The organism is Maridesulfovibrio spiralis (SeqCode), assembly GCF_048571135.1.
Lineage (GTDB): Bacteria > Desulfobacterota > Desulfovibrionia > Desulfovibrionales > Desulfovibrionaceae > Maridesulfovibrio > Maridesulfovibrio spiralis.
In genome coordinates this window covers 2,081,291-2,107,636 of the sequence record NZ_CP182344.1, presented here as the reverse complement: position 1 = coordinate 2,107,636, position 26,346 = coordinate 2,081,291, and the positions used below count along the sequence as shown (strand labels likewise).

The window sequence follows — 26,346 nt, the reverse complement described above, 5'->3', positions numbered from 1 at the left end:
TACATGACAATTTCCACCGCCACCTACGAACTTCGGCGGGAGAATGTCCGCAAACGGCTTAAGGACCGCGGACATCCCCCTCTTCTGGTCAGCTTCGCAGCCAACCGCTACTACCTGAGCGGCTTTGAACTTCACGATCCCCAGTGCAATGAAACAGCCGGGTGGCTTATCATTGACCCTGACGGGCGCGATTTCCTGCTCACCGACCCGCGCTATCACGATGCAGCCCGCAAAGTCTGGAATGACGAAGACATATTCATTTATTCCGGGCGAAAATACGATGCCCTGCGTGAATTCTTCAAATCCAATGAAATCAAAAAGATTTCCTACGACCCCAAATCCATTAACATTTTCGAGCATGAAAAGCTCAATGAATTCTGCGAACTTAAGCCCGTATCCGGTCTTGTTGAAGACCTGCGTTTGATCAAGGATGAAACTGAAATCAAACTCATGGAAGAGTCATGCGCCCTGAACCATAAGGTTTACGAACTGCTCGAGCCCAAACTTCAGCCCGGACGAACCGAAGCCGAAATAGCATGGGACGTGGAGCAGCTTTTCCGTAACAACGGTGCATCCGAACTTGCATTCCCCAGCATCGTCGGTATCAATACCAATGCGGCCCTGCCCCACGCCATCCCCGGTAACGACAAGCTTACTGAAGGATCGCTGGTTCTCATCGATATGGGCGGACGCATGGGCGATTACTGCTCTGACCAGACCCGTACTTTCTGGGTCGGCGACAAGCCTTCAGACCGCTTTCTCGCCGTGCGCGACCAGGTTCAGGAAGCACAGATGGAAGCCATCAAAGTGCTGCGTCCCGGACTGCCCATCCAGCACGCCTACCATACCGCCCGTGCGGTTTTTGAAAAATACGGGGTGGAAAAGTACTTTACCCATTCGCTGGGACACGGTATCGGCCTTGAAACACATGAGCCGCCAAGTGTAAGCCCCATTGCTTCAGGTGAACTGAAGCCGGGTATGGTCATCACCATTGAACCCGGACTCTACTACCCCGACTGGGGCGGAATCCGCTGGGAATATATGGTATTGATTACTGAAGACGGTTATAAAATTTTATAAAACAAAAAATATGGCCCGTAGAAAAAGAAAACCACGTCCGCGTCCGCTGCCCCCGCCGCCGGAGAATTCCAGCCGCATGTATATCCAGATTGCGCCTTCCGACATCGCAATCTTCAGGTTTCTCATGGAGGCTGTGGACAACCTCGCCCTTTTTACCATTGCCGACCGGTTCAAAGGAATTCTGCTGCTGCGCTACAGTCCGCATCAGGAAAAAGAGTTCCGTCAATTCATGAACGGCCTGAAGCAGGAAATTGACATCAAATTCCTGCCCAACCCTTCAAATCCGGCATAGACTTAATCTGCAATCTCAATCAAGACAGCCCGGCACAGAAATGTGCCGGGCTGTCTTGCGTTGATGCCCTGCCTCTAAAAGACATTTCACCGTGCAGCAACCGCAGCAGCAGATTCCATACTGCATAAATTCAATAAAAAATTATATTTACGCAATACAAATGTAACAGAGACATAATAAACGAATAATTTTAATCAAATACTCTGGACGGATTCCCCAATGAAATCTATTGCCTGCTACAACATGAAAGGTGGTGTAGGAAAAACCAGTTCTGCTGTTAATTTTGCATACCTCAGTGCTGCAAACGGGCTGAGAACTATCATCTGGGACCTCGACCCACAGGGAGCGGCAACTTTTCATTTCGGGATAGCCCCGCTGCAAAAGGCCAAACTAAAAAAACTGGTCAAAGACAAAAAGATGATCAGGACGCTGGTCGAAGCTACTCCGTATGAAAATCTTTCCGCAATCCCGGCTGGTTTTGAATACCGCAACATGGATCTGGTCATGGAGGACAGCAAGAAATCACGCAAGAAACTTAATAAAATTATTGAGTCCTTTGCTGCGGATTATGATATTTTTATTTTCGATTGCCCGCCGAGCATTTCGAATCTTTCCGATACTGTTTTCAGCACCGTGGATTATATTTTCATGCCGGTGGTTCCCGCCGCCATGCCCCAGCAGACATTTCTGCGAGTAAAAATGTATCTCGAAGAAATGGACAACCCCGGTGCGGAACTGATTCCCTTTTTCAACATGGTCGACCGCCGCAAAAGCGGACACCGCAAAATCATGTGGGACAACAAGAAAGCCTTCCCGCAGATCTTTTGCGACAACTACATCCCGGCACGCGCAGACATAGAGAGAATGGGCATGAGGCAGGCCCCCCTCCATACTTTTGCTCCTAAATCTGATGCAGCACGGGCCTTCGCAGATTTGTGGAAAGAGCTGAGGGCTAGAACCAAAATTCAAGCCCCTTCCGGGACTCTCGCATAGCACCCCATTTCAACTCTCAGTTTTTGTTGACATTTTTGCAGGAACTATTCAATTATACTCACTCACACAAAATTTACATTTAACCACAGCTGTAATACGCTGCTTGAAACGGTAAAAAGTGGAGCAAAATATGGAAGAGCGTAAAATGACTATTTTCGGAGTCGGGCTGAAAATTTTCAAGCCCACAATCATCTACGGCCTTGCCGCGTTGATCATTACCTTGATTTTTCCAAGAATTTTCCTGATGACTTTTTTACCCAGCGCGGCATTTAATATCATGGGCGGCATGCTGCTCGGTATCGGCATTGCTTTTCTTTTCATCAGCGGCGTCACCGTGAAAAAAGCCATCGCTGAGGAAAGGCTGGAAACCACCGGAACTTTTTCCATCGTTCGTAACCCGCTCTACTTTGCGTGGATCGCATTCGTCTTCACCGGAAGTGCGCTTGCCACTCAGGCATGGCTGCTTTTCGGCATGAGCGTAATCGCCTACTACAAATTCCTGCACCACATCCCGGAAGAGGAAAACATGCTTGAGGAAACATTCGGCAAAGAATATCTTGAGTACAAAAAACGGGTTCCCTCAATTGTACCGAACCTGAAAGAATTGATTTAAATTTAAATCATCATAAGAAACAAAAAAGTCTGGTCGTTTGACCAGACTTTTTTTTATTCAAATTCATAATGCGCGCTTCAACTGAAACGCCGGTGCGGCTATCATGTCCCGCCGGGACAGTGATAATGTGCCCGGTTCCTTGAGAACGGGACTTTGTCAGTTCTACTGTTGCCAACAGCGCAGGATTCAAAAGTTGGCGCATAGCGGGTGGAGCATTTCTCCATCACAATGCAGAACAAGTCCCTCGGCAGCGCACCTTCTTCTACACGCTCAATAGCCCTGATCTTAAAACCGCTGGCCAGTCCGCGAAGTTTTTCCTCACTGAAAAAATGTACCGCGAACTTCCCTACCTCGTAAAGATTTTCACCCAGATGTTCCCCGGCCCGATAATGACGGTCAAAAATTGACCGCACAGAATAAACAGCCAACCCACCCGGCTTCAGCACACGGTGCAGTTCACTCAGTGCACAGGAAATTTCAGCCATGGTCAATTCCATGCAGAAAAGCATATGTGAATAACAGGCATCAAAGGATTCAGATTCAAAAGGAAGAGGCTTGCGAACGTCAAAACAACGGGGGTCGACGTAGGGAGTGAGGGAAGAAGAAGCGGCTTTGACCTTGATCTCATCAAGGGCTTTTATGGAGTAGTCCAGAGCGGTGACTTTTATCCCCTCTCCAGCAAACAGCAAGGTATCGCGCCCTTGACCGCATCCGGTCTCAATAATTGAGCGCACATCATTTTCACGAAAAAGCTCAAGCGTTTGTTGCGCAAAAACACTGGGATTCTCTCCGAAATAATTTTCGGATTCAGTAAAAACATGATCCCAAAGTTCCTGCTGTACAGTACAGGCATTCATTACCGGCTTCATTAACCCCTCCCGTTATACAACCAGTAGAACCCTGCTCATATTACAGCCCGGAAAACTTATCAACAGCGGAAAGGTGTCAATCGTCAGCCGCCAACGTCATTTACAATCTCATAGCCGTACACTTATTTTTAATTAAGAAACTATCCTTGCCTGTCCATACTGCGATAATTGATGGCTTCAGCTAAATGGGCAACCTGAATCATTTCCGCCCCGGCAAGATCCGCAATAGTCCGCGAGATACGCAGAATGCGGGTATAAGCTCGGGCGGAAAGGCCCAGACTGCGTACCGCCTGTTCCAGAAAACCATGCTCCGCTTCACCTATTTTACAGAACTTCTCCAGCGAGGAACCGGAAAGCTCACTGTTGGTCAGCATATCCATTCCCTTGTAACGCTCCGCCTGAATATTCCGCACCCGTTCAATGTTTGCACGCATGGAAGCGGAATCCAGCCCGGAAGAATCCCGCAGGTCTTTATATTCCACAGCCGGAACTTCAATCTGCAAATCAATGCGGTCGAGCAGCGGACCGGAAAGCTTGGAGCGGTAACGGTTCACTGCCTGCGCAGAACAGGTGCAGGCATGCCGCTCATCCGTTGAATATCCGCAAGGACAAGGGTTCATGGCCGCTACAAGCATGAAATCAGCCGGATATGAAAGTGACATTGCCGCACGTGAAATGGTCACTTCCCCGCCTTCAAGTGGCTGTCGCAGTACCTCAAGTACATTTTTTTTGAATTCCGGCATTTCATCAAGAAACAGAACACCGCGGTGGGCAAGGGAAACTTCACCGGGTTTAGGATAAGCACCGCCGCCGATAAGTCCGGCATCGGAGATAGTATGGTGCGGAGCGCGGAAAGGACGGGTGACCATCAGGGATTTATCTCGCTCCAGCTGTCCGGAAACGCTGTAAATCTTGGTCACTTCCAAGGCTTCTTCAAAAAGAAGCGGCGGCAATACGGTAGGAATACGCCGGGCAAGCATGGTCTTTCCGCTGCCCGGAGGGCCGATGAAAAGCAGGTTGTGGTTACCTGCTGCGCCGATCTCAATGGCACGTTTGGCGTGCTCCTGCCCTTTGACCTCGGCAAAATCCATCCCGAAGGACTGCCGCCCGGACCAGAGCAGCTCAGTATCCACAATGGCAGGCTCAAAGGACTCTTCTCCAATCAGGAAATTCACTAATTGCGAAAGGGTCGAAACACCGTAAACACTAAGCCCTTCCACTACAGCGGCTTCATTAACATTTTCGGGGCTGACAATCAGTCCCTTAGCTCCCTTGCGCCGCGCTTCAATGGCCAGAGGAAGCACGCCGTGAACAGCCTTGACTCCGCCGGACAAAGACAGCTCCCCGGCGAGGAACCAGCCTTCAAGCTGGGACTGGTCAATGACACCTGCCGCTCCGAGTAACGAAGCCGCCAAGGGCAGGTCATAAGCGGACCCGGCCTTGCGGATATCCGCCGGGGCAAGGTTTACGGTGATGCGTGAAGGAGGAATACGGTAGCCTGAATTCTTGAGGGCCGAAAACACACGTTCCTTACTTTCTTTAACCGCACCCTCGGCCAGCCCGACCATGGTGAAAGCAGGCATGCCCTGCCGGGTTAAATCCACTTCAAGATCAACTTTAAACGCATCAATGCCCATTAGGGCGCCGCAGGAAACTTTTGCTATCATTGAACTTCCAACCCTGAAAATTGGTATATAAATTTATAATCGGCTTTTAGATATATGGATTATCCCCTCAAAGCAAGAAGCAAAGAAAATTCCTGTCCATTTTGCGCATGATTAATCCCGGCAATGATAATTTTTGCCATTATCCGATCCACCATTTATACTATCTATTGAGGCAGACCGCTTAACCAAGCAAAGGATCATCGTAATGAAAGTTTATCTCATTAAGGCATCGGCTCCCGGCCTGTTCAAAGAATATAAAAAGTATATGGGTGCGCCACCCCAGAACATTTTTTCCCTTGCCGCCGCAACGCCACGCGGGGTGACCGTGGACATGTGTGATGAAACACAGGACATGAATCCCAAAATGAACAGTGACGCAGATATCATCGTCATCTGTTTTCATACCCCGGATGCAGTCCATGCTTACAAACTTGCGGACCAATACCGCAGTAAAGGTAAAACAGTCGTCCTCGGCGGACTGCACCCGACATTCATGCCCGACGAAGCCGAAATGCATGCCGATGCCCTGCTGCTCGGCGAAGTTGAAGGAATCTGGACCAAATTACTGAAAGACTTCAAAGCCGGAACCCTGCAAAAAAGATATCAGCGCAGCAGCCCGGTGGACATGGCCAAGTTGCGCCCCTATCCCATGAATATCATCCCGGCCTCCCGCTACAAGGGAATATGGTCCGTGCTGGTTTCGCGCGGATGTGTTCACAAATGTGAATTCTGCGTTATCCCACCATTTTTCAAAGGAAAATACAGACTGCGTCCCATTGAGAACATTGTTGAGGAAATTAAAGCAGCCCCGGCACAATGGTTCGAGCTGCATTCAGACAACCTCACTGCGGATCGCGACTACGCCATAGAACTTTTCAAGGCACTCAAGCCGCTGAATATCAAGTGGGTCGGGGAATCGACCATCAAAATGGCTCAGGATGAAGAGTTGCTGCGCCATGCAGCTGAGAGCGGTTGTGAGCTGCTGCTGGTCGGCATTGAAACACCCTCCAAAGACGCGCTAAGCAGCTCCGGCAAGAAATTTGTTTCCCCGGCAGAAGTACGCGCAGCAATTGATAAATTCCATGAATACGGAATCAAGATCACTTCTTCAATAATCTTCGGCTTTGATTCACACACCCCGGATATTTTTCAGGAAAGTGTCGACTTTGTTAATGAAATCGGCATTGATGAAGTGGAATCAGTCATCCTTTGCCCCTTTGCAGGAACACCGCTTTACAAAAGGCTGGAAGCAGAAGGCAGGCTGCTGACCAAAGACTGGTCCAAGTACGATTGCAGTCAGGCAGTTTTCGAACCTAAGAATATGACTGCCAAGGAATTGGATGAAGGGGCCACATGGTTCTGGAAGCAGGTAAAAAAAAAGTCGGGGCTTTCCGGTGGTGAAGTTACCTCCAGTAAAACTAATACATCCAGCCCCCCTAAGCCTAAACTCGCCAAGAACATGAAAAGCACTAATTTGAAGTGGAAATCCATGCTGGCACTGGCCCTGATCGCTACCGCAGTGGTAATGGATATGCCGTGGCTTTGGGGAGTTCTCTTCCTGCTCTGGGTAATCATGGACCTCAAGAACAGACAGACCTACTTGCTGGAAGAAATAACCAGGGACGGAAACCCGATCCTCTACTGGATAATCGTGACCATGTGGTTCGGGTTCACGCTGGTTACGCTTAGTTGGCATCCACAGGTTTACGGGTATTTATACAGCTATACCTACTAAACCAGAATCTTTGCCGTAATCATATTACGGCAAAGATACAGTCTTGCGGCTAAAGGACTACACCCTTGCTCTTAAAACAGACCGTCACAACGCCGAAATTACTCCTTAATATTTTCAGACCAATCTTTTCCCCCTCCGTCTTTCACAAACTTCACAATCTTATAGTCTACCCGCAAAATATGATCCACAAGCCAACCAGAAAGCAGCTCTTTAACCTCTTTCACGCTGATCTTTTCCATATGAAAACGTGCGGCCTGCAAGGATTTCACACTCTGCTTAAGTGCTGCGTGCATTCTCCTGTGTTCACCAAGATCCGGGTATCCAATTTTTTCCATATACCTTTCTTCAGCATTGAAATGGTGTACCGTGTACTCCTTCAACTGCTTTAAAAGTTTATCAATGGCCGTATCCTTTTCGCCCCTTTCAAAGGCTTCCAAAACGCCATTGACCATCTCGACCAACTCCTTATGCTGATCGTCTATTTCTTTGATCCCGAGATTTAAACCGTCGTTCCACTCAACTCTGCCCATAAATCCCCCTCGGCAAGTACACTGCAAACAAAGTGAGCATACACTACTATGCAAAGCCGTTGCAACCACCAAGCATAAAACCCTGCTACCTGCCAATCCCCAATGCAGCATAAACAGCCTTCATATCGACATTTTCCCGGACTGCGGCGGCGAGTCTGTCCAACCCTTCCTCCATATTGAATACCGACTGCACCTTGCCAAGCTTGGGCAATCCCCTGCGCGCACGCAGTGAATCCACAAACCAGCGTCTGAATTCGTCAGCATCAAAAATACCGTGCAGGTATGTTCCCCAGATCAGGCCGGATTTTGAGCCGAAACCGAGTGCCTTTGATACCGGAACACCTCCGGTAATTCCCTGCGGAACTATGGCTGCACGAACGGTCGGCAGAAGCGGTTCGGTCTTGCCGTGATGGATTTCATAACCCACAACTTCCAGCTTGCTTTGGGAATGCATGCCCACGGTCCGGGTCAAAGTCTTCTCCGGGGCAAGGGTCGTCTGCAAGGGCAGCAGCCCCAAACCTTCAGCTGAACCGCCGGATTCAATTTCATCCGGGTCACTGATGAACTGGCCCAGCATCTGAAACCCGCCGCAAATACCGACGATAACGGCCTTCTCACGCAGGGCTGAAACAGCTTCAGCCAGACCCGATTCCCGCAGATGGGCAAGGTCTGAAAGTGTGGATTTACTTCCGGGTAGAATAATTGCGTCCGGACTTCCGAGATCTTCGGGTCTATCGACAATCCGCAGGTTAACGTCCGGTTCCCCCTTTAGCGAATCAAGGTCGGTGAAATTTGATATGCGCGGCAGATCAATGCAGACGACATCTACACAGTCTTTGAGTTTTCCTGTTGAGCCGGATTTCCTCAAGTCTTCCTTGAATGAAACCGAGTCCTCATCCGGCAGCCCCAGATTCATGATAAATGGGATGGTCCCCAGCACCGGCTTTCCGGTATGGCTAAGAGTAAAATCCAAAGCTGGGGTAAGCAGGGAAGCGTCACCGCGAAACTTGTTCAACAGAAAACCACAGACCATATCCCGTTCTTTCGGGTCCAGCAGATCCATGGTCCCGGCAAGGGAAGCAAAAACTCCGCCCCGGTCAATGTCCCCGGCAATCAGAACTTTGGCTTCGGCATAATCTGCCATAGCCATGTTAACGATGTCATGCTGCTTGAGGTTGATTTCAGCCGGACTGCCCGCCCCTTCGATGACCATGATATCAGCTTCGCTGCTCAGGGAATCATATGCTTCTTTGACCGCTTCAAAGGCCGTAGGCTTATACTCCACGTACTTGCCGACCTTCATATTCCCCACCGGCTTACCCATGACGATAACCTGCGAACCGATGTCACTTCCGGGCTTCAGAAGTACCGGATTCATGCGTACGTCAGGAGCCATTTTACAAGCCGCGGCCTGAGTGACCTGCGCCCTGCCCATCTCCAGACCGTCATCAGTGACAAAGGAGTTGAGTGACATGTTCTGGGCTTTAAACGGCGCGACCTTGAACCCGTCCTGTAGAAAAATGCGGCAGAAAGCGGCGGCAAGGATTGATTTCCCGGCATTGGAACAGGTCCCTTGGATCATCAGAGCCGGGGTCTTTTCCTGAGGCGGATTTGAAACTTCCATACCGGAAAAAGAACGCAGCCCGTCAATTAATACCCGGTTCTCCTCTTCGGTACGCACGGCAATGCGGAAATAGGTAGAATCAAGCCCGTCAAAGTTATCACAATGGCGAACCGCCACCCGCTGCTTCAGAAGGTGTTCGATCAGCCCGGAAGCATCCATGCCCACCCGCTGCACCTGACAAAGCATGAAGTTGGCTTGCGACGGCAAAGCCCGGATACCGGGGACTTGCAAAATGCCCTTCTGCAACTCTTCGCGCAGGCGAACTGTTGTCTCAATGGTCTTGCGCTCATACTCATCATCCGCCAGACAACGCAGCCCCACCTTCTGGGCCAGAATATTCACCGACCAGCAGGGCAGCACATTCTTGATCTCCATTATGATATCCGGGGCGGCAAAGGCCAGTCCCAGACGCAGACCGGGGATGGCATAGAACTTGGTCATGGATACAACTGTAATCACGTTCGGCGGACGCTGCCCGGCCAGCCGTTCCAGTCCCGGTACAAAATCGGCAAAGGATTCATCAATCACAAAGCGGGAGTCGGGATGCTTGCGGGCAAGTGCTTTGAGTTCGGCGGGATCAAAAGCGGTCCCGGTGGGATTGTTCGGCTGGGCCAGAAAGACAAGAGCCGGAGACACCGCCAAGAAGGATGACAGGGTATCAAAATCAGGCGCAAAAGCCCGTTGCGGATCAAGGGGAATCTGTTCGGTTTTAAGTCCGGCCAGCTTACATGACCGTTCATAGTCCACATAGCAGGGAACCGGGATAACCGCCCGCTTGAATCCACCACACCTTGCAATAGCGGAAAGAAGTTCGGAAGCACCGTTCCCGGCCACACATTCAGTCGGCCAGACCGAAAATTTCTCACAGGCGGCCAAGGTAAGCTCGGAACATTCAGGATCGGGATAACGGTCCACCTCGGCAAGGGCTTTCACTATCTCATGCTGCAACCACGGCGGAGGTCCCAGCGGGTTGATATTAGCCGAAAAGTCCACAATATCAGAAGACGGACATCCGGCAATATCAGCCAGCTGACGCATATTCCCACCGTGGGTGTATTTCCTCTTTTCAGCTTCAATGTCAGCAAGTTGTTCTTTTAAGGACTGCTCATTAAAAGACTTCATAGGCTCTCTCCGTAGGATGAAGGAAATTTATATTCAAGATATAACCGGAAACTGGCGAGGGTTCAAATAGGAGTATTACAGCAAGCTTGGGATAAACAGAAACAGACCGGACAGCACCAGCACAAACTCACATACAGGCCTTAATCAGGGAACGCACAATGAAGTATGAAGCTATCAATTTCAAGAAGAAACTTCGGTATTTCGGTAACATTGATCCAAGATTGCCTAGTTCAAAGGATAGAAGCAAAGGACCTATTGAACAATTGAAAATTTTGTCAAAATCCTTACGACATCTTCTATCTGCGTCGGCTTGGACAGATAGTCGTCCATGCCCGCGGAAATAAACTCTTCCCTATCACCGGCCATGGCGTAAGCGGTGCAGGCAATAATCGGGATATCACTGTTTTCCGCACTGACCTCGCCTGCGCGGATACGGGAAGTGACTTCCACCCCCCCCATCTTCGGCATCTGGATATCCATGAAGATCAAATCGAACTCACCTTCATTGGAAGCCAGCTTATCAAGCACTTCCTGTCCATCACCGGCCACTGAGACATGGCAGTCATATCTTTCCAGAAAAGTCTTCAGGGCCAGCAGGTTAACCTTTTCATCTTCGGCGATGAGAACCTTAAACGGCTTGATCGCATTTTGTTTTGCGTTAGCAACATGATCTCCAACTGCTCTTTGCTCCACAAGCTCAAAATCAAGACAAAAGTATACTGCTGTCCCTATATTCACTTCACTGGCAACGGCGAGACTTCCGCCCATTAATCTCAATAGTTTTTTCACAATGGCCAACCCTAAACCGGCCCCTTCATAACTACGGGCCTTGCCGGCATTGACCTGACTGAAAGAATTAAAAACAGACTCCAGCTTATCGTCCGCAATCCCTACCCCGGAATCAGAAACAGAAAACAAAACCTTATACTTGTAGGGATCGCTACTACGCAGGGGGGAAACTTCCACGAGAATACTGCCTTCCTCGGTAAATTTAAGGGCATTCCCGATAAGGTTGTTAAGAATCTGATGCAAACGGTTGCTGTCACCTACAAGTTCAGACGGCATATTCTCCGCCATATGAATCGTAAGCTCTAGATTTTTTTGAACAGCAACAGGCTTAAAAAGTGCGTAAACGGAATCCAAAACATCTTTCAGATCGAATTCATCCTCAACTATTTCCAAATGACCGGATTCGATCATGGAAATATCAAGAACATCGCTTAAAAGACCGGTCAGACGTTTGCAGGATTGCATGGCAAAATTATAATGCTCACTTTGCTGGGGAGTTAAACCCTCCATATCCATTAATTGGAGCATGCCCATAATCCCGTTGAGCGGGGTACGGACTTCATGTGACATATTGGCCAGAAATTTTGACTTTGCAATATTGGCCGCCTCTGCTTCCAACTTTGCTGCAATGATTGCCTGTTCTCTTTCCTTTCGTTCCAGAACCAGTGCGATGTTCTTGCTGAACAGGGAAAGAATATCAATATCCTCGTCCGACCAGTGGCGGTGGGAACGAACCGAATCAAACCCGACAAAGCCGACAAGGCGATCATTAAGGTGCATGGGTTCTATAAGCACGGAACGGATGTCCTGCGATTCAAGTACCGCTTTATCCGGGAGTTCATCGGGCAAACCAGAAACATCCGGTATATGATAAACCTGCCTTGCGCAAAGCTTCCCCCAGAGCATGGTTTCAGGCTCTTTCAGTTCAATATTCTGAAGATTATGAATTTGCGGTTCAATATTCTCAGCGCACCATTCATGGCTATTATCACAGACGGAAGAGTTATTTCTCATGAGGAAAACATACGCCCGGTCAACCCCGGTGAAACGACATATCGCTTCAAAGCCACTGTTCAGCCCGGCATCAAGCTGCTCCACGGAGACATCCAGAAAATCAGAAGCAACGTTACTGACAAGATTTTCAAAAACAATACGTCTGGCAAGAGATTCTTCAGCTTCTTTGCGTTTAGTAATATTCAATGCCGTGAATGATACGCCCTTTGACCAGTCTTCTGCGTCCAAGGGTCTGGAACTTAAAATGACATGTATAATCCTACCATCCTTGCGCCTGAACTTTGTCTCGACTGTTCCGAACCCTTTCTCTTTAATCTGGGAATACTTGTGCTGGGTCACATAATCAAACTCGTCATCATTGGGATAAACAATACGGGAGGACACACCGATCAACTCATCACGCCCATAACCTGTCATTTCGCAAAAATAATCACTGACTTCCAAAAAGACACGATCTGCAACCAACCCAATGCCGATAGGGGCGGCTGACAATACCGTATTGAACTGATCCTCCCTTAATTTCAGCAGTTCTGCTTTCCTTTGTTGCTTGCGGCAGAATTCGGTGTAAATATAAAAAACACCACCGGTTAATGCACCGAACACAGCAGATACCATAAAAGACGGAAGGGCCAACGGCCAGCCCATATAGGTTTTCTGTGCCGCTGAAAGCAGACACAAAACCAAAGCCCCGAAAATGGCTGCGAAAAGAAAACGCAATGTTGAAAGCATAAAGACTCCTGACTTCAATCTAACAGCCATAGGCAGCTGCTTTCAACCTCAAGTGCATATTTTTTAAACAAAACGACCAAACCATAGAAACATCGCCTTATAACTTGGACCATTAGTCATTGAATCTTTTTTAGCTCTTACCTTTCCCGGCACATATATTTCGGGAACCTACTGTCTTGGGGTGGTTTTCCGGCAACAACTTCGAATATATTCCAAGTGCCCTGCTACAGAGTTCCGCAGCCTGACCATAATCCCCATGCTTTTCACGGCAGCTGGCAAGCCTCAAACAGGCATCAGCGACAGGAACAGACTCCTCACCGTAGATCGCCACAGCGGAAGAAAGAGCTGATTTATAAAGCGGCAGGGCTTCCTTGAACTTATTGTTATGCATCAAAACATCGCCCAGCCCGGTCTGGCATTTGCTGATCACATTACGTGTACATTCGTCGGAATCACAGGCCATGCCCAGCCCCTGCTTGAACAGGGCTTCCGCCTGCCAGAAATCTCCACTGATCAGAGCCAGGTTGCCGGCCTCATAAATATGCACTACCCCCGCTTTTCCGGTCTCAATGCCCTTAACCAGCGCATCCATTGCCTGAGCATAATTAAGGTCATTTTTAGCCAATAATCCCAGATGGTAGTAAGCATCAGCCTCGCGCCGGGCATAGGCTTCACGCTTTACACCGGACTCTTTGGCAATCCTTTCCCAGATAGAACGCGCTTCGCTGCTGTCCCCGGTGGCAAGCAAAGACTCAGCGGATTCAATTTCGGTTTCGGAAACCCAGCCACGAAGAATCTCCAACTGCTCGGCAAGACCGGATATGGCGCGCATGGAGTCAGCATAACCGGATTCAATAAATAGCAGCCGCTGTTCAGCTTCTTTGAGAGCAGCAGATAATTTGCGGTTCTCAGGCAGATCCGTATCACTGAGCACCTGCAGGTCCACTTTCAGCCCCGCAATTTTATCACGCAGGTCTTCTTCATATTTTTCCAAAGTGAAATCCTTGCCGCCCATTCCGGGCATCTTGGGCTTGAGTACGGTAAAAAAAGCAATCAAAACCGCGATACCCGCCACCGCAACAGCAATGATTCCCAGCTTTCCTTCCGGGGTGATAGCCTCCCACCATTTGCCTGAATTATCAGCAGCTGAAGCTTCTTGAACGGCCAATAACAATCCAAAAACAGCAAGCCAGATCATCGGAAAAATATTTTTACCAAGAGAAATTTTCATCGTGAACTCTCCTGCAATTGGGAATTAGTATTACTATAGACAATACCAGACAAAAAGAGAGCGTCAATAACATCTGCAAAAAACTAAAGCCCCGGTACAAACGTACCGGGGCTTTCATGTATCCAGATTTCAACTTGCTGGCGATTAGTGCAGGATGTCTCCTATACGTTCCCAGCGAACTGTCTTGGGACCGCCCCAAGACCAATAGATAATCCACGCCTTTCCTAAGATGTTCTCTCTGGGAACATTGCCCCAGAATCTGGAATCGTTGGATCCATCGCGGTTGTCGCCCATAACGAAATACTCGTTTTCGGGGATTACCCGGGGCGGCATGTTATCGCGCAGCGTTGAAACGTGGGTGGTATCGGTGTACTGAACGTAAGGCTCAACAAGCTCCTTGCCGTTAACGAAGACCTTTTTGTTTTTGATCTCCACAGTATCACCGGGTACGCCAATAACCCTTTTAATATAATCCTTGCTGGGGTCTCCGGGGTATTTAAAGACTATGATGTCCTGATACTCGGGGTCACCCACCGGCACAACGACCTTCCCGGTAAAGGGAATCTTCACGCCGTAGGAAAATTTGCTTACCAGCAGATGGTCTCCGATCTGGAGAGTCTGCAGCATAGAACCGGACGGAATCTTGAAGGCCTGCACGATAAAGGTTCGGATAAAGAGAGCCAGTAAGAGTGCGATAAAGAGAGCTTCAATGTATTCCTTTACAGTGCTCTGCCATCTGGGATTCATAATTAAATATCCTTATAGTTTCCTGCACATTGCGCAGGGCGAGTCGTTTTACCTCAGAGCGTCCCTAATCTTCACCGGCTTTAAGAACTGCCATGAACGCTTCCTGCGGAATTTCAACATTACCCATCTTCTTCATGCGCTTTTTACCTTCCTTCTGTTTTTCCAGAAGTTTGCGCTTACGGGTAATATCCCCGCCATAACATTTGGCGGTAACGTTTTTCCTGAACGGGGCCACTCGTTCCTTGGCGATGATCTTGCGACCGATCGCAGCCTGAATGACGATTTCAAACATCTGGCGTGGGATGGCTCTTTTCAGCTTAAGGGCAAGTGAGCGTCCGAAAGGATATGCGGAATCCTTATGGACAATGGCTGAAAAGGCATCAACCGGATCAGTGTTGATCAGGATATCGAGCTTTACCAGATTCGATTCACGGTAATCAATAATTTCGTAGTCAAGAGATGCATATCCCTTGGTGTGTGACTTCAGTTTATCAAAGAAGTCGTACATAATTTCCGCGAAAGGAACTTCGTAAGTAATGATAACCCTTGAAGATGTCAGGTAACGCATATCCTTCTGGAGACCGCGTTTTTCTTCGCAGAGCTTGAGCACGGCACCAACATAATCGTTAGGCACGTGAATTTCAAGACGGCAGAAGGGTTCAGCCAGTGATTCGAGGTCACCGCCGTCGGGCATCTTGCTGGGGTTATCAATTTCAAGGACATCGCCGTTGTTCAACCTAGCCTGATAGACAACGGAAGGCGCAGTGGCGATGAGCTTGGCCTGAAACTCACGCTCCAGACGTTCCTGAATAATTTCCATATGCAGCAGACCGAGGAAACCGCAGCGGAAACCGAAGCCGAGGGCTGTGGATGTTTCCGGTTCAAAGGAGAACGCGGTGTCGTTGAGCTGCAATTTTTCCAGCGCGGCCTTAAGAGGCTCGTACTCGGCAGGTTCCACAGGGTAAAGTCCACAGAAAACCATGGGCTTGACTTCCTGAAAACCGGGGAAAGGATCTTCAACCGGATCAGCGGCGAGTGTTACGGTATCGCCCACAGGCGCGTCGTTGAGTTCCTTCATGCTTGCGCACAGGAACCCGACCTCACCGGCAGCCAGCTCTTGAGTCTTCTGCGGTTCAGGCGTGTAAACACCGAGAGTGGTAACATCGAAAGTACGCCCAGTGGAGTGGATCTGGATTTTGTCACCCTTCTTGAGAGTACCATCCAGAATCCTGAACAGAACCACTACACCCTGATAGGAATCATACCATGAATCGAAAATCAGGGCTTTGAGCGGTGCGTCAGGATCACCCTGCGGAGGGGGCAGATCTTTGACTATGGATTCCAGCACGTCTTCCACGTTCAGCCCGGTCTTGGCACTGATCATGAGCGGCTCGGAACAGTCCAACCCGATAACTTCCTCGATTTCCTGCGCAACACGTTCACAATCGGAGCTGGGCAGGTCCACTTTATTGAGCACGGGCACGATTTCAAGGTCGTGGTCCAGTGCCAGAAATACGTTTGCAAGGGTCTGAGCTTCCACCCCCTGAGTGGAGTCAACAACCAGCAGCGCACCTTCGGACGCGGCCAGACTACGTGAAACTTCATAACTGAAGTCAACGTGACCGGGGGTGTCAATCAGGTTGAGGATGTATTCTTCCCCATCCTTGGCTTTGTACGGAATACGTACGGTCTGAGCTTTAATGGTGATACCGCGTTCCTGTTCCAGTTCCATTTTATCAAGGTACTGGTCCTTTTTCTCACGTTCGGAAACCATTCCGGTGATTTCAAGGATGCGGTCCGCAAGGGTGGATTTGCCGTGGTCAATATGCGCGATGATACTGAAATTTCTTATTTTATCTAATTTAGCCATATGTAATAATGTCGGCGGCCTCCATGGACCGTCGGCTTATGGTTAACTTTGTTAGGTCTTCCTCCCCCGCTATTCGGAACAGGGGTAAAGGGATTTCTTATTACGGTATTTGTGAGCCGCTGTCTAATATGTAATTTCGCTCCCGGCAAGTTTAAACTGGCTAATGCTTCCCGGATACCTATGTTAACTCAGGATTTATTTTTTCAACAAAAGAAATGTTGCAATTTTGTTGCAAAAGCGATTGATTGACCCATCAATTTATATTAAAGAAAAAATCAGGTCTTTTTAAAATTAATACTGCTACTGCACTTTCATTTACAGTCAGGTACATACAATCCTTAAGGGTTACAGGGAAAAGGGGTTGCACCTTGCGGCTGAAAAAGCTGTTTTGGACTGTAAAATACGGATACTACTGGAATCAGACTTTGCCGAGAGCGCTGCCCGGAAGCGTATATTCAAGAGCGCCGGACTGTCGGGAATAGGCATTGAGTGCCCTGTTCCGCATGTAACCGGTGCTCCCGGGATTGAAATTGGCGGAATCCTCGGAAAGAGCCGTTTGGGTAAGAGAGAGCTGTTCATACACGTTTTGCACGTGCTGCTCTTCGCTCTGTGTTCGGGGGTAGGTTTTTGATCGGAATTCGCGCGAAGCCTTTCCGGCTTCGTCCGGTTCAAATTCGAGGTCCTTTGCAGTGAAGTTTACACCGAGCTTGCCGATACTGAAGCCGAATTTACGCGTGGTCACGCGTGCCTTCACCTTTTCTACTTCAGCAGCAGTCTCACCGGACCACCTCTTCGCATTATCAACATATTGGTTGATGCCTTGCGCTGCTATTCTCACTACTCACTCCATCAGGAAACCATTTCCGCGTACACAAAAAAAGGCCGATTGCCTGCATAGGGCAATCCGCCGTATCTGCGAAGTATTCGCAATCATCCCTGAAGGATACGCGGTATTTCCGGCTTCCATCCGTGGAAGCTGATGAAAATAAACATCCGTTAAGATGTATTAAGAATAATACGTCTAAGCTGATTTGGCAAGAGGGCGAGCGATGCAATCAAGCTGACGAGGCTTTACCCGGCAAACACAATAGAAAAATTTTAAAGATTGAAAAAGCAAGTGAGGGAGGCAAAAATTCAATTTTTTAACATAAAGGGAAAAGCCGGAGCCTTATAATCAGTCTGATCCTTGCAATATCGAAGGGAAAAACTTAACTTCCCCTGAAACTTAAGCAGTGTAGGAGATTATGAGCAACAAAATTCTGACAAAAAAAGCACTTATCCCCGGCCAGACATCCATGCTGGTCATCGACTGTCCTCAAATTGCCAAAAAGGCTAAACCGGGGAATTTCGTAATTCTACGCATCCATGAAAAAGGGGAACGCATCCCCCTAACCATTGCTGACACTGACAAGGAAGCGGGTACAATAACCATCGTCTACCTCGTAGTAGGTAAAAGTTCCGCTCTGCTTGAAACATTAAATGAAGGGGACTCCATACTTGATGTCTGCGGTCCTCTGGGTAAACCCACTCACATTGAAAAATCCGGTACAGTCATCTGTGTTGGCGGCGGAACTGGTATCGCCGCCATGCACCATATCGCCAAAGGCCACCACATGGCAGGGAACCATGTTGTCGCCATTGTAGGCGCGCGCAGCAAAGACATGCTCCTTTTCTGTACCGAACTGGGCTATTTCTGCCCCGAACTGCTCATCGCAACCGATGACGGTTCCACCGGACACAAAGGATTTGTAACCGACCTCCTGCGTGAACGCCTTGAGCAGGATAAGGACGTAGCCGAAGTCGTAGCCATCGGTCCCGTCCCCATGATGGAAGCGGTGGCCAAAGTCACCGAACCCTTCGGCGTCAAAACCACAGTCAGCCTGAACTCCATCATGGTTGACGGAGTCGGCATGTGCGGAGCCTGCCGTTGCAGCGTTGGCGGCGAGACCAAGTTCGCCTGTGTTGACGGCCCCGAATTCGACGGCCACGAAGTTGATTTCAATGAACTGAGAATGCGCCTCTCCCAGTATAAGGAAGAGGAAGACCTTTCAATGCAAATGTTCAGGAGCTGTAGTTGCCATGGTGAATAAACAGAACTTTACCCCCACCCGTACCCCCATGCCGGAACAGCCGGCCGATGTCCGCAACAAAAACTTCAGCGAAGTAGCCCTCGGCTACTCCAAAGAAGAAGCCATGGCTGAAGCGGCCCGCTGCCTGCAATGTAAAAAGCCGCTCTGCCAGAAAGGCTGCCCTGTTGAAATCGACATTAAAAGTTTCATCAAACACCTTGCCGACGGTGACATTCCGTCCGCATACCGGGTCATCAAGGAAACCAACGCCCTGCCTGCTGTCTGCGGCCGCGTCTGTCCGCAGGAATCCCAGTGTGAAGGTTCCTGTATCCTTGGCAAGAAATACGAACCTGTTGCAATCGGCCGTCTTGAGCGTTTCGTAGCAGACACATTCGACAGTGATTCCGCCTGTGAAATGATCACCGGTCACACTGCCTGTGCCCTGCCCAACGACCAGTTCAAGGTTGCCTGTATCGGCTCCGGGCCTTCCAGCCTGACTGTTGCCGGATACCTTGCCGCACGCGGCGTACCCGTAACCGTTTACGAAGCCCTGCACGAAGTAGGCGGCGTACTCGTCTACGGTATTCCTGAATTCCGCCTGCCCAAATCCATCGTCGCCCGTGAAGTGGGTGCGCTCTGGTCCAAGGGCGTCACCTTCCAGCCCAACTATGTCGGCGGTAAGACTGTTACCGTGGATGACCTTTTCGAAGACGGCTATGATGCCGTATTCATCGGTGTCGGAGCCGGACTGCCCTGGTTCATGAATATCCCGGGAGAAAACCTCGTCGGAGTATTTTCAGCTAACGAATATCTGACCCGCATCAACCTCGGCCGGGCCTACGATTTCCCCAACTACGACACCCCCGCCCCCAAAGCCCGTAACGTGGCGGTTATCGGCGGTGGTAACGTGGCCATGGACGCTGCCCGAACCGCCCTGCGTCTGGGTGCAGAAAATGTTTACATCACCTATCGTCGGACACAGGAAGAAATGCCCGCCCGCCTCGAAGAACTACACCATGCCATCGAGGAAGGCGTTCAGCTTGAGCTGCTCACCTCTCCCCTTGCGATCAACGGTGACGAAAATTCCCGCATCAAGTCCATGACCCTGCAGGTAATGGAACTCGGCGAACCTGATGATTCCGGCCGACGCCGCCCCATCGCAGTGGAAGGAGAAACCAAAGAACTGGAAGTGGATATGGTTATCCTCGCAGTCGGAACCGGGGCCAACCCGGTACTTCTCGAAGCCACACCGGGCCTCGACCTCAATAAGTGGGGCTACATCGTAACCGATGCCGAAACCGGAGAGACTTCCATTCCTAATGTATACGCAGGCGGTGATATCGCCGGCGGTTCCGCAACAGTAATCTCAGCCATGGGCGCAGGTCGCCGCGCGGCTAAGACCATCGCGGATAAACTGGGAGTTTAGTTTTATCGCCTCCGGCGGCCCTTTCGGGGAACCCTCCGGGGGCTTAAACCCTTTTGCAAAAGGGTTTAAGAATCCCAAAACCTTTTAGTTGTTGAGTCAAAAACCAAAGCAACTGGAAGTACCTGAAAATTATAAAGCCGAAGCAGTTTTCAGCTGCTTCGGCTTTTTTTTGTGCAAAAAAATCAACCTTCCCCTAAACTGGAGGGGGTTTGCCCTGTTTTTATTTTCTTATAAACGAAAACAATAGGAATGGATTTCAAAAACTGTTTTCGCTGAAACGGGGGTTCCATATGAAAACTGATTACACTGAAAATTTTATTACCGACAGGATCAATACACTTAAGGAAGAATACCTTAAGGTTAAGCCGAGCATTTCAATTGTACGTGCCAAGGCTTTTACAGAAGTAGCAAAAGACAATCCCGACCTGCCCCGCAACATCCGCCGGGCCATGGGTTTCAAGCGCGCCTGCGAAATCGCGCCCATGTACATTGAGGAAGGAGAGCTCGTTGTCGGTCATCCCTGCGGAAAGCCCCGTACCGGTTCTTTCTCACCCGACACTGACTGGAAACTGATCAGCGACGAACTGGAATCCATCGGCACCCGACCTCAGGACCCTTACCAGATCAGCGATGAAGATAAGCAGACCCTTCGTGACGAGATCTTTCCTTTCTGGGAAGGCAAATCCCTTGCCGAAGCCTGTGAAGCAGAGTTCCGCAAAGCCGGTATCTGGGAATTCGCAGCAGAATCCTGCGTCAGCGACCTGACCTACCACATTTCCAGCGGCGGCGGAGACACCAGCCCCGGTTATGACATCATCCTCTTCAAAAAAGGCATCGGCGGCATTAAAGCTGAAGCCGAAGCGCACCTTGAAGAGCTGGGAAAAGCTGATGCAGATCAGGAAAAAATTAATTTCTACAAAGCCGCCATCATTACCTGTGAAGGCATCCTGCTCTATGCTTCACGCGTAGCGGCTTACGCAAAAGAGCTGGCTGCCGAAGAAGGCAACGCCGAGCGCAAGGCCGAACTGGAAAAGATAGCAGAAGTGAACGAACGCGTTCCGGCCAATCCCCCCAGGACCTTTCAGGAAGCCTTGCAGTCAGTCTGGACCATCCAGTCCCTGTTCCTGCTGGAAGAAAACCAGTGCAGCACCTCGCTGGGCCGTTTCGACCAGTACGTGCTGCCCTGCTACGAAGCCAGCATCAAATCCGGGGAAATAGACCGGCAGCAGGCATTTGAATTGATGGGCTGCTTCATCCTCAAGTGCTCCGAAATGATCTGGTACACCCCGGAAGCTACCGCCAAATATTTTGCAGGGTACATGCCCTTCATCAACATGGCAGTGGGTGGCCTTAAGCGCGAAGGCGGCGACGGAACCAACGATCTGACCTACCTGATTATGGATGCCGTGGCTAAAGTCGGTGTTTACCAGCCGTCACTGGCCTGCCGTATCCACAACCAGTCCCCGCGCGAATATCTGCAAAAGATTGTTGAAGTTGTTAAATCCGGCAACGGCATGCCCACCTGCCACTTTGACGATGCCCACATCAAGATGATGCTCCGCAAGGGCTTTGATTTTGAAGATGCCCGCGATTACTGCCTCATGGGTTGCGTAGAACCGCAGAAATCAGGCCGCATCCACCAGTGGACCGCCGGGGGATTCACCCAGTGGCCCATCGCCATCGAATTCGTCTTCAACCGCGGCATTCTCAAATCCTATGGTGAAAGCATTCAGGGTCTCGATACCGGAGATCTTGATCAGTTCACCACCTATGAAGAATTCGACGCTGCGGTTAAAAAGCAGCTCGATTACATCATGGAAATCACCGCGCAGGGTTCGCTCATCAACCAGAAACTGGTCCGTAACATGACCCCAACACCCTACATGTCGCTCTTTGTTGACGGTTGCATGCAGTCCGGTAAAGACGTCACTGCCGGTGGAGCCTGCCTTTATGAAGGTCCGGGAACCATCTTTGCGGGTCTTGCCACCTATTCCGACTCCATGTCAGCCATCAAAAAACTCGTTTTTGATGACAAAAAGTACACCCTGAACCAGTTCAAACAGGCACTTGATGCCGACTGGTCAGGGTTTGAAGGAATGCGCAACGACTGTCTCAACGCACCCAAATTCGGCAACGATGATGATTACGCCGATCTCGTCACCTCGGACATCATCGACTACACCGAAAAGACCATCAACGGTCATAAATCCCTATATGCCCGTATGATTCACGGCACACTCTCCCAGTCATTCAACACCCCGCTGGGTGAGATGATCGGAGCCACCCCTGACGGACGCATGTGCGGAATGCCCCTCTCCGACGGCATGAGTCCTTCACAGGGAGCCGATACCAAAGGCCCCACCGCCGTGATAAAATCCGTAGGCAAACTGAATACGGAATCCATGAGTCTTGGAATGGCCCACAATTTCAAGCTCATGCAGGGCTCTCTTGATACACCGGAAGGTGAAAACGGGCTGATCGCCCTGCTGCGCACTGCCTCCGTGCTCGGCAACGGTCAGATGCAATTCAACTATGTTGATAACAAAACACTGCTCAAAGCCCAGCAAAACCCCGATGATTACCGTGGCCTTATTGTTCGCGTGGCCGGGTACTGCGCTTTTTTTGTAGAACTCTGCAAAGAAGTTCAGGATGAAATCATCAGCAGAACCATGCTTGATTAGTATTAAACCTCCTCTGTTCAAGCAAAATTAAAGCCCCCGTTGCATTGCAACGGGGGCTTTCTTGCAGCCATCAACTAGTGCGAAAATCTTGTACTATATTTTTATGCCAAGCCCATGTATATTGCCCCCCTACAGCCAACACCAACCCCGCGATAAGTAATGTCTATTGATAAATTTGACTTTGACGCCACCCTGCTGACCGTAAACTTTGCTACCCGTTTACTGGCCATGGAGGTTGACCCGGATGTTCTTACGGACCGTGTTCTTGAGGCATTCTGCGACCTTGGAAATTGTCAGGACGCTACTCTGGTCATGTATGACGATTACGACCAGCTAAATGGTATTGCCGCTTCCCTCCAGCAACGCAGGTTCATTATTGATGAACAGATTCCATTGACCAAAGCCATGGTGGAGGCAGCAAAATCCTTAAAACCGGTAATACGTCCGGTCTGCGACGACTCAATCTATCCCTTGCCTTCTGAATGCTGTAACTCGGAGAAGACCTGCCTCTGCGTACCACTTGTCGGCTCACGGGATCGCGTCCGGGGATTCGTCACTCTCTACCGCCCCAAAGAACAGCAGTGGGACATTTCCGAACTTTTCCAGCTGGGCATAATCTCCACAGTGGCGGCAATCTCAATAGAAAATTCAAAACTTTTTCGCCAGACAATTGAAGACAGCCTGACCGGGCTTTACATGCGCCGCTACCTGTTCATCCGCTTGCGTGAGGAAGTTCAACGTTTCATACGGCGCGGGGGTCCACTTTCGGCTATCATGATTGACATCGACCATTTCAAATCCGTCAACGACAATTACGGACACGCCACCGGGGATGTGGTTCTGCGGACAGTCGGGCGCATCCTGAATGACAGCAGCCGTCAGGGTGTCGATCTGCCCTGCCGTTATGGCGGGGAGGAATTCGTGATTCTTATGCCGGGATCAGAAAAAGAAGAAGCGGAAATAGTCGCCGAAAGGATCAGGAACGCATGTGAAACAAAGGAAATCCATGCCCCTGAAGGAATAATAAAAATAACTGTCAGTTGCGGCATAGCATCAATTGATGAATGCGAAAAACCAAGCGCAGAAGAGTTGCTGAAAATTGCAGACAGGCGGCTATATTGCGCCAAGGATTCCGGCCGCAACCGGATTATCTGCAAATTAGACTAAAATTTATTTTGAATAAGGAGAAGGATGGCCCCTTCCCCTCATCAATCTGATATTTTTAAAGGCCGAAAAATTTATACGCGTTATCTGAACAGGCTTTCCAAAGTTCATTCACTTCCAGCCCTCTCAGCTCCGCAACCTTGGCGGCAGTGAAAACCACGAACGCAGGTTCATTGCGTTTACCGCGCCACGGCTCCGGGGTCAGAAACGGGCAGTCAGTTTCCAGAACCAGACGTTCCAGCGGAATAGACTTCACCGCCTCCTGCGCAACTTCATTCTTTTTATAAGTAACCGGGCCGGGAATGGAAATATACCAGCCGTGGTCAATGATGCGCCGGGCAGTCTCAGCGTCGCCACCGAAGCAATGCCAGAGCAGCGGCTTACCGGACCAGCCGAAATCTTCAAGCACCTCAAGAGTCCGCTCATGCGCATCGCGGCTGTGGATAACCACAGGCAGATCCAGCTCTTCAGCCAACGCAAGCTGTTTACGGAAAACATCTTCCTGCACGTCGTAAGGCACGCGGTCCCAATAAAAATCCAGACCGATTTCACCCACAGCTTTCAAACGCGGATCAGCCTTGAAGGCCGCGCGCATGGATTCGATATCTTCTTCTACGAATTCTCCGGAATCATTGGGGTGCACGCCGAGCAGAAAAAAAACTTCCGGGTAATCCGCAAAAAGTCCCTTGTTTTCCTGATAGGCCTGCGGGCCCAAAAAGACGTTGCCGATCCTGCCCACGCCGCTTTCCTTGGCGCGCTGCATGATTTCCGGCAGGTCTTCACGGAAATCTTCCAGATCCAGATGGGCATGGGTTTCCACGCCCGGAACATTGATGCCCACACTCTGGGGCAATGCTCTGTTTTTATTTTTTTTCTTAGCCATTTTATTTTTATTTGATGCGCTGCGCGCTATTTGATGGAAGGATTTCGCCTCCGGCGACCCTCCGGGGAGTCTACCGACGGTCCCTGCCGGGGGCCTCAAACCCTTTTGCAAAAGGGTTTAAGAATCCCAAAACCTTTTAATAGGGGGATTTGGAAATTAGCTACGGGCGATGCCCTAAATATGATTCGAATAACTTAAAAACTTTTCCAGATTTCCAGAACAGTCTTTTCCTGTTCTTTCATAGTATATGCACGGATGGTCTGTTGCCCTGCTTCGAGTCCGCTGTCAAGGACGGGACCGCCCTCGCGCCAGAGCTTGATGGCTTTTTCAAGATTGAAGGCGGCGTCGAGCACGTCCGCATCGGCAGACCAGAAACCGTTGCCCGACCACGGTACTTCCCGCAGCGGCCACCACGGTTTAAAATTCGCGCCTTCCATCTGGCGCATGTAATCCCAGCCGCCGAAACCGCTGAAACCGACCGGAATACAGCCGCAGGCAAGGGACTCAAGCGGCGGCAGCGGACAGCCTTCCGGGAAACCTGAGACAAGGAAAATATGACAGGACCGCAAAGTATCGGCCACACCCTGCGCATCCATCCCGGCAATCTCCACCCAACGCACATCCGCGCCGGGATTGCGTGATTCAAAGATAGATTTAATCTGATTGACCAACGCTTTGTTCTTACGCGGCATGAAGGCAATTTTAATTTTTCCGCCGGGCTTTTTCTCAGGAGGATAGAACAACTCAGTATCAATACCCGGTCGCAGAATTGGCGAAACCTTGTTCACGGTCTGCTGCATGAACCATTCAACAGGATGGGAAACAGCAAGAAAGGATACCGGAAGATCAGCCCATAAAACTCCTTCCGGCAGGGATGAAAAAAGATAAGCCCAGTTCTGGCAGTAGACCACACAACGCGCCCCGGCGTTGAGTCCCGGCGCAAGGCTGTTCACCCATCCTTCAGGAACCAGCCAGAGATCATCCGGGGTCAGCTGCACCTCGTCCCAATGAATAGGCTCGGGATAACCTTCGGTCAGCTGCGGCATCCAGCTGCCTTTTTCACGCATGACAAGCTGCACGTCCCACCCGTGCCGGGCGAGAATGGAAGCGATCTGGCAAAAGACCGTAATCCCCCCGGTAGCTTTGCGCACCGGAGGTATGAATATATATGTTTTCATAATTATAGTTCCCTTTTGCCGGAACATACAACTGATTGAC

Annotated in this window: 21 protein-coding genes; 10 read left to right on the top strand and 11 right to left on the bottom strand. The window is 50.0% G+C overall.

Features of this window, described 5'->3' with window-relative positions:
- The first annotated feature begins 3 nt into the window (after positions 1–3).
- The 4 genes from ACNI29_RS09420 (at position 4) to ACNI29_RS09405 (ending at position 2,978) form a co-directional block, all read left to right on the top strand.
- Positions 4–1,080, top strand: coding sequence for a M24 family metallopeptidase (locus tag ACNI29_RS09420; protein WP_419781954.1), 1,077 nt, complete (start codon positions 4–6; stop codon positions 1,078–1,080).
- 10 nt (positions 1,081–1,090) lie between these two features.
- Entirely contained in the window at positions 1,091–1,372 is a 282-nt protein-coding gene (locus ACNI29_RS09415; RefSeq protein ID WP_419781953.1) for a DUF4911 domain-containing protein, read from the top strand.
- Positions 1,373–1,591: 219 nt separating this feature from the next.
- On the top strand, positions 1,592–2,365 hold the full coding sequence (locus ACNI29_RS09410) for a ParA family protein (protein WP_419781952.1): 774 nt from the start codon (positions 1,592–1,594) through the stop codon (positions 2,363–2,365).
- A 130-nt stretch (positions 2,366–2,495) separates the two neighbouring features.
- On the top strand, positions 2,496–2,978 hold the full coding sequence (locus ACNI29_RS09405; protein WP_419781951.1) for a methyltransferase family protein: 483 nt from the start codon (positions 2,496–2,498) through the stop codon (positions 2,976–2,978).
- Positions 2,979–3,079: 101 nt separating this feature from the next.
- Here ACNI29_RS09405 and ACNI29_RS09400 read toward each other — a convergent pair whose 3' ends face one another.
- Entirely contained in the window at positions 3,080–3,847 is a 768-nt protein-coding gene (locus ACNI29_RS09400) for a class I SAM-dependent methyltransferase (protein WP_419781950.1), read from the bottom strand.
- 140 nt (positions 3,848–3,987) lie between these two features.
- Positions 3,988–5,514 (bottom strand): YifB family Mg chelatase-like AAA ATPase, encoded by a 1,527-nt coding sequence (locus ACNI29_RS09395; RefSeq protein WP_419781949.1) that lies wholly within the window; start codon positions 5,512–5,514, stop codon positions 3,988–3,990.
- 205 nt (positions 5,515–5,719) lie between these two features.
- On the opposite strand from ACNI29_RS09395, the gene ACNI29_RS09390 reads away from it, so the two are divergent.
- A complete protein-coding gene (locus ACNI29_RS09390) occupies positions 5,720–7,249 on the top strand; it encodes a B12-binding domain-containing radical SAM protein (RefSeq protein WP_419781948.1) in 1,530 nt (509 codons plus the stop codon).
- Between the two features lie 98 nt (positions 7,250–7,347).
- On the opposite strand, the gene ACNI29_RS09385 is transcribed toward ACNI29_RS09390, so the two are convergent.
- The 7 genes from ACNI29_RS09385 to ACNI29_RS09355 all read right to left on the bottom strand — a co-directional run bounded on the left by ACNI29_RS09385 (position 7,348) and on the right by ACNI29_RS09355 (position 17,743).
- A complete protein-coding gene (locus tag ACNI29_RS09385) occupies positions 7,348–7,779 on the bottom strand; it encodes a bacteriohemerythrin (RefSeq protein ID WP_419781947.1) in 432 nt (143 codons plus the stop codon).
- 85 nt (positions 7,780–7,864) lie between these two features.
- A complete protein-coding gene (locus tag ACNI29_RS09380; protein ID WP_419781946.1) occupies positions 7,865–10,525 on the bottom strand; it encodes a cobyric acid synthase in 2,661 nt (886 codons plus the stop codon).
- A gap of 252 nt (positions 10,526–10,777) precedes the next feature.
- Positions 10,778–13,057 (bottom strand): ATP-binding protein, encoded by a 2,280-nt coding sequence (locus ACNI29_RS09375; protein ID WP_419781945.1) that lies wholly within the window; start codon positions 13,055–13,057, stop codon positions 10,778–10,780.
- A 130-nt stretch (positions 13,058–13,187) separates the two neighbouring features.
- Positions 13,188–14,288, bottom strand: coding sequence for a tetratricopeptide repeat protein (locus ACNI29_RS09370; RefSeq protein ID WP_419781944.1), 1,101 nt, complete (start codon positions 14,286–14,288; stop codon positions 13,188–13,190).
- Between the two features lie 144 nt (positions 14,289–14,432).
- Positions 14,433–15,035, bottom strand: a complete 603-nt coding sequence (gene lepB / locus ACNI29_RS09365; RefSeq protein ID WP_419781943.1) for a signal peptidase I — start codon at positions 15,033–15,035, stop codon at positions 14,433–14,435.
- Between the two features lie 64 nt (positions 15,036–15,099).
- The gene (gene lepA / locus ACNI29_RS09360) at positions 15,100–16,905 is read right to left on the bottom strand and encodes a translation elongation factor 4 (RefSeq protein ID WP_419781942.1); all 1,806 of its coding nucleotides are present in this window, start codon (positions 16,903–16,905) and stop codon (positions 15,100–15,102) included.
- A gap of 418 nt (positions 16,906–17,323) precedes the next feature.
- Positions 17,324–17,743 (bottom strand): hypothetical protein, encoded by a 420-nt coding sequence (locus ACNI29_RS09355; protein ID WP_419781941.1) that lies wholly within the window; start codon positions 17,741–17,743, stop codon positions 17,324–17,326.
- A 131-nt stretch (positions 17,744–17,874) separates the two neighbouring features.
- Here ACNI29_RS09355 and ACNI29_RS09350 point away from each other — a divergent pair, with 131 nt between their 5' ends.
- The 5 genes from ACNI29_RS09350 to ACNI29_RS09330 all read left to right on the top strand — a co-directional run bounded on the left by ACNI29_RS09350 (position 17,875) and on the right by ACNI29_RS09330 (position 24,248).
- On the top strand, positions 17,875–18,051 hold the full coding sequence (locus tag ACNI29_RS09350; RefSeq protein WP_419781940.1) for a hypothetical protein: 177 nt from the start codon (positions 17,875–17,877) through the stop codon (positions 18,049–18,051).
- 98 nt (positions 18,052–18,149) lie between these two features.
- Complete coding sequence (locus ACNI29_RS09345; RefSeq protein WP_419781939.1) at positions 18,150–18,995, top strand: sulfide/dihydroorotate dehydrogenase-like FAD/NAD-binding protein; 846 nt, start codon at positions 18,150–18,152, stop codon at positions 18,993–18,995.
- Positions 18,985–20,400, top strand: coding sequence for an NADPH-dependent glutamate synthase (gltA, locus tag ACNI29_RS09340; RefSeq protein ID WP_419781938.1), 1,416 nt, complete (start codon positions 18,985–18,987; stop codon positions 20,398–20,400). The genes ACNI29_RS09345 and gltA overlap by 11 nt, the downstream gene beginning before the upstream one ends.
- Before the next feature lie 290 nt (positions 20,401–20,690).
- Positions 20,691–23,081 carry a choline trimethylamine-lyase gene (gene cutC / locus ACNI29_RS09335; RefSeq protein ID WP_419781937.1) on the top strand — a complete coding sequence of 797 codons (2,391 nt, stop codon included), beginning with the start codon at positions 20,691–20,693 and terminating at the stop codon, positions 23,079–23,081.
- 159 nt (positions 23,082–23,240) lie between these two features.
- Positions 23,241–24,248, top strand: coding sequence for a sensor domain-containing diguanylate cyclase (locus ACNI29_RS09330; protein ID WP_419781936.1), 1,008 nt, complete (start codon positions 23,241–23,243; stop codon positions 24,246–24,248).
- 55 nt (positions 24,249–24,303) lie between these two features.
- On the opposite strand, the gene ACNI29_RS09325 is transcribed toward ACNI29_RS09330, so the two are convergent.
- Positions 24,304–25,128, bottom strand: coding sequence for a TatD family hydrolase (locus ACNI29_RS09325; protein WP_419781935.1), 825 nt, complete (start codon positions 25,126–25,128; stop codon positions 24,304–24,306).
- A 194-nt stretch (positions 25,129–25,322) separates the two neighbouring features.
- Positions 25,323–26,306, bottom strand: a complete 984-nt coding sequence (locus tag ACNI29_RS09320; RefSeq protein ID WP_419781934.1) for a glycosyltransferase family protein — start codon at positions 26,304–26,306, stop codon at positions 25,323–25,325.
- Positions 26,307–26,346: the final 40 nt, after the last annotated feature.

Coding starts and splice junctions, on each gene's coding strand:
- ACNI29_RS09420 (WP_419781954.1), top strand. CDS start 4: ATGACAATTTCCACCGCCACCTACGAACTTCGGCGGGAGAATGTCCGC.
- ACNI29_RS09415 (WP_419781953.1), top strand. CDS start 1,091: ATGGCCCGTAGAAAAAGAAAACCACGTCCGCGTCCGCTGCCCCCGCCG.
- ACNI29_RS09410 (WP_419781952.1), top strand. CDS start 1,592: ATGAAATCTATTGCCTGCTACAACATGAAAGGTGGTGTAGGAAAAACC.
- ACNI29_RS09405 (WP_419781951.1), top strand. CDS start 2,496: ATGGAAGAGCGTAAAATGACTATTTTCGGAGTCGGGCTGAAAATTTTC.
- ACNI29_RS09400 (WP_419781950.1), bottom strand. CDS start 3,847: ATGAAGCCGGTAATGAATGCCTGTACTGTACAGCAGGAACTTTGGGAT.
- ACNI29_RS09395 (WP_419781949.1), bottom strand. CDS start 5,514: ATGATAGCAAAAGTTTCCTGCGGCGCCCTAATGGGCATTGATGCGTTT.
- ACNI29_RS09390 (WP_419781948.1), top strand. CDS start 5,720: ATGAAAGTTTATCTCATTAAGGCATCGGCTCCCGGCCTGTTCAAAGAA.
- ACNI29_RS09385 (WP_419781947.1), bottom strand. CDS start 7,779: ATGGGCAGAGTTGAGTGGAACGACGGTTTAAATCTCGGGATCAAAGAA.
- ACNI29_RS09380 (WP_419781946.1), bottom strand. CDS start 10,525: ATGAAGTCTTTTAATGAGCAGTCCTTAAAAGAACAACTTGCTGACATT.
- ACNI29_RS09375 (WP_419781945.1), bottom strand. CDS start 13,057: ATGCTTTCAACATTGCGTTTTCTTTTCGCAGCCATTTTCGGGGCTTTG.
- ACNI29_RS09370 (WP_419781944.1), bottom strand. CDS start 14,288: ATGAAAATTTCTCTTGGTAAAAATATTTTTCCGATGATCTGGCTTGCT.
- lepB (WP_419781943.1), bottom strand. CDS start 15,035: ATGAATCCCAGATGGCAGAGCACTGTAAAGGAATACATTGAAGCTCTC.
- lepA (WP_419781942.1), bottom strand. CDS start 16,905: ATGGCTAAATTAGATAAAATAAGAAATTTCAGTATCATCGCGCATATT.
- ACNI29_RS09345 (WP_419781939.1), top strand. CDS start 18,150: ATGAGCAACAAAATTCTGACAAAAAAAGCACTTATCCCCGGCCAGACA.
- gltA (WP_419781938.1), top strand. CDS start 18,985: ATGGTGAATAAACAGAACTTTACCCCCACCCGTACCCCCATGCCGGAA.
- cutC (WP_419781937.1), top strand. CDS start 20,691: ATGAAAACTGATTACACTGAAAATTTTATTACCGACAGGATCAATACA.
- ACNI29_RS09330 (WP_419781936.1), top strand. CDS start 23,241: ATGTCTATTGATAAATTTGACTTTGACGCCACCCTGCTGACCGTAAAC.
- ACNI29_RS09325 (WP_419781935.1), bottom strand. CDS start 25,128: ATGGCTAAGAAAAAAAATAAAAACAGAGCATTGCCCCAGAGTGTGGGC.
- ACNI29_RS09320 (WP_419781934.1), bottom strand. CDS start 26,306: ATGAAAACATATATATTCATACCTCCGGTGCGCAAAGCTACCGGGGGG.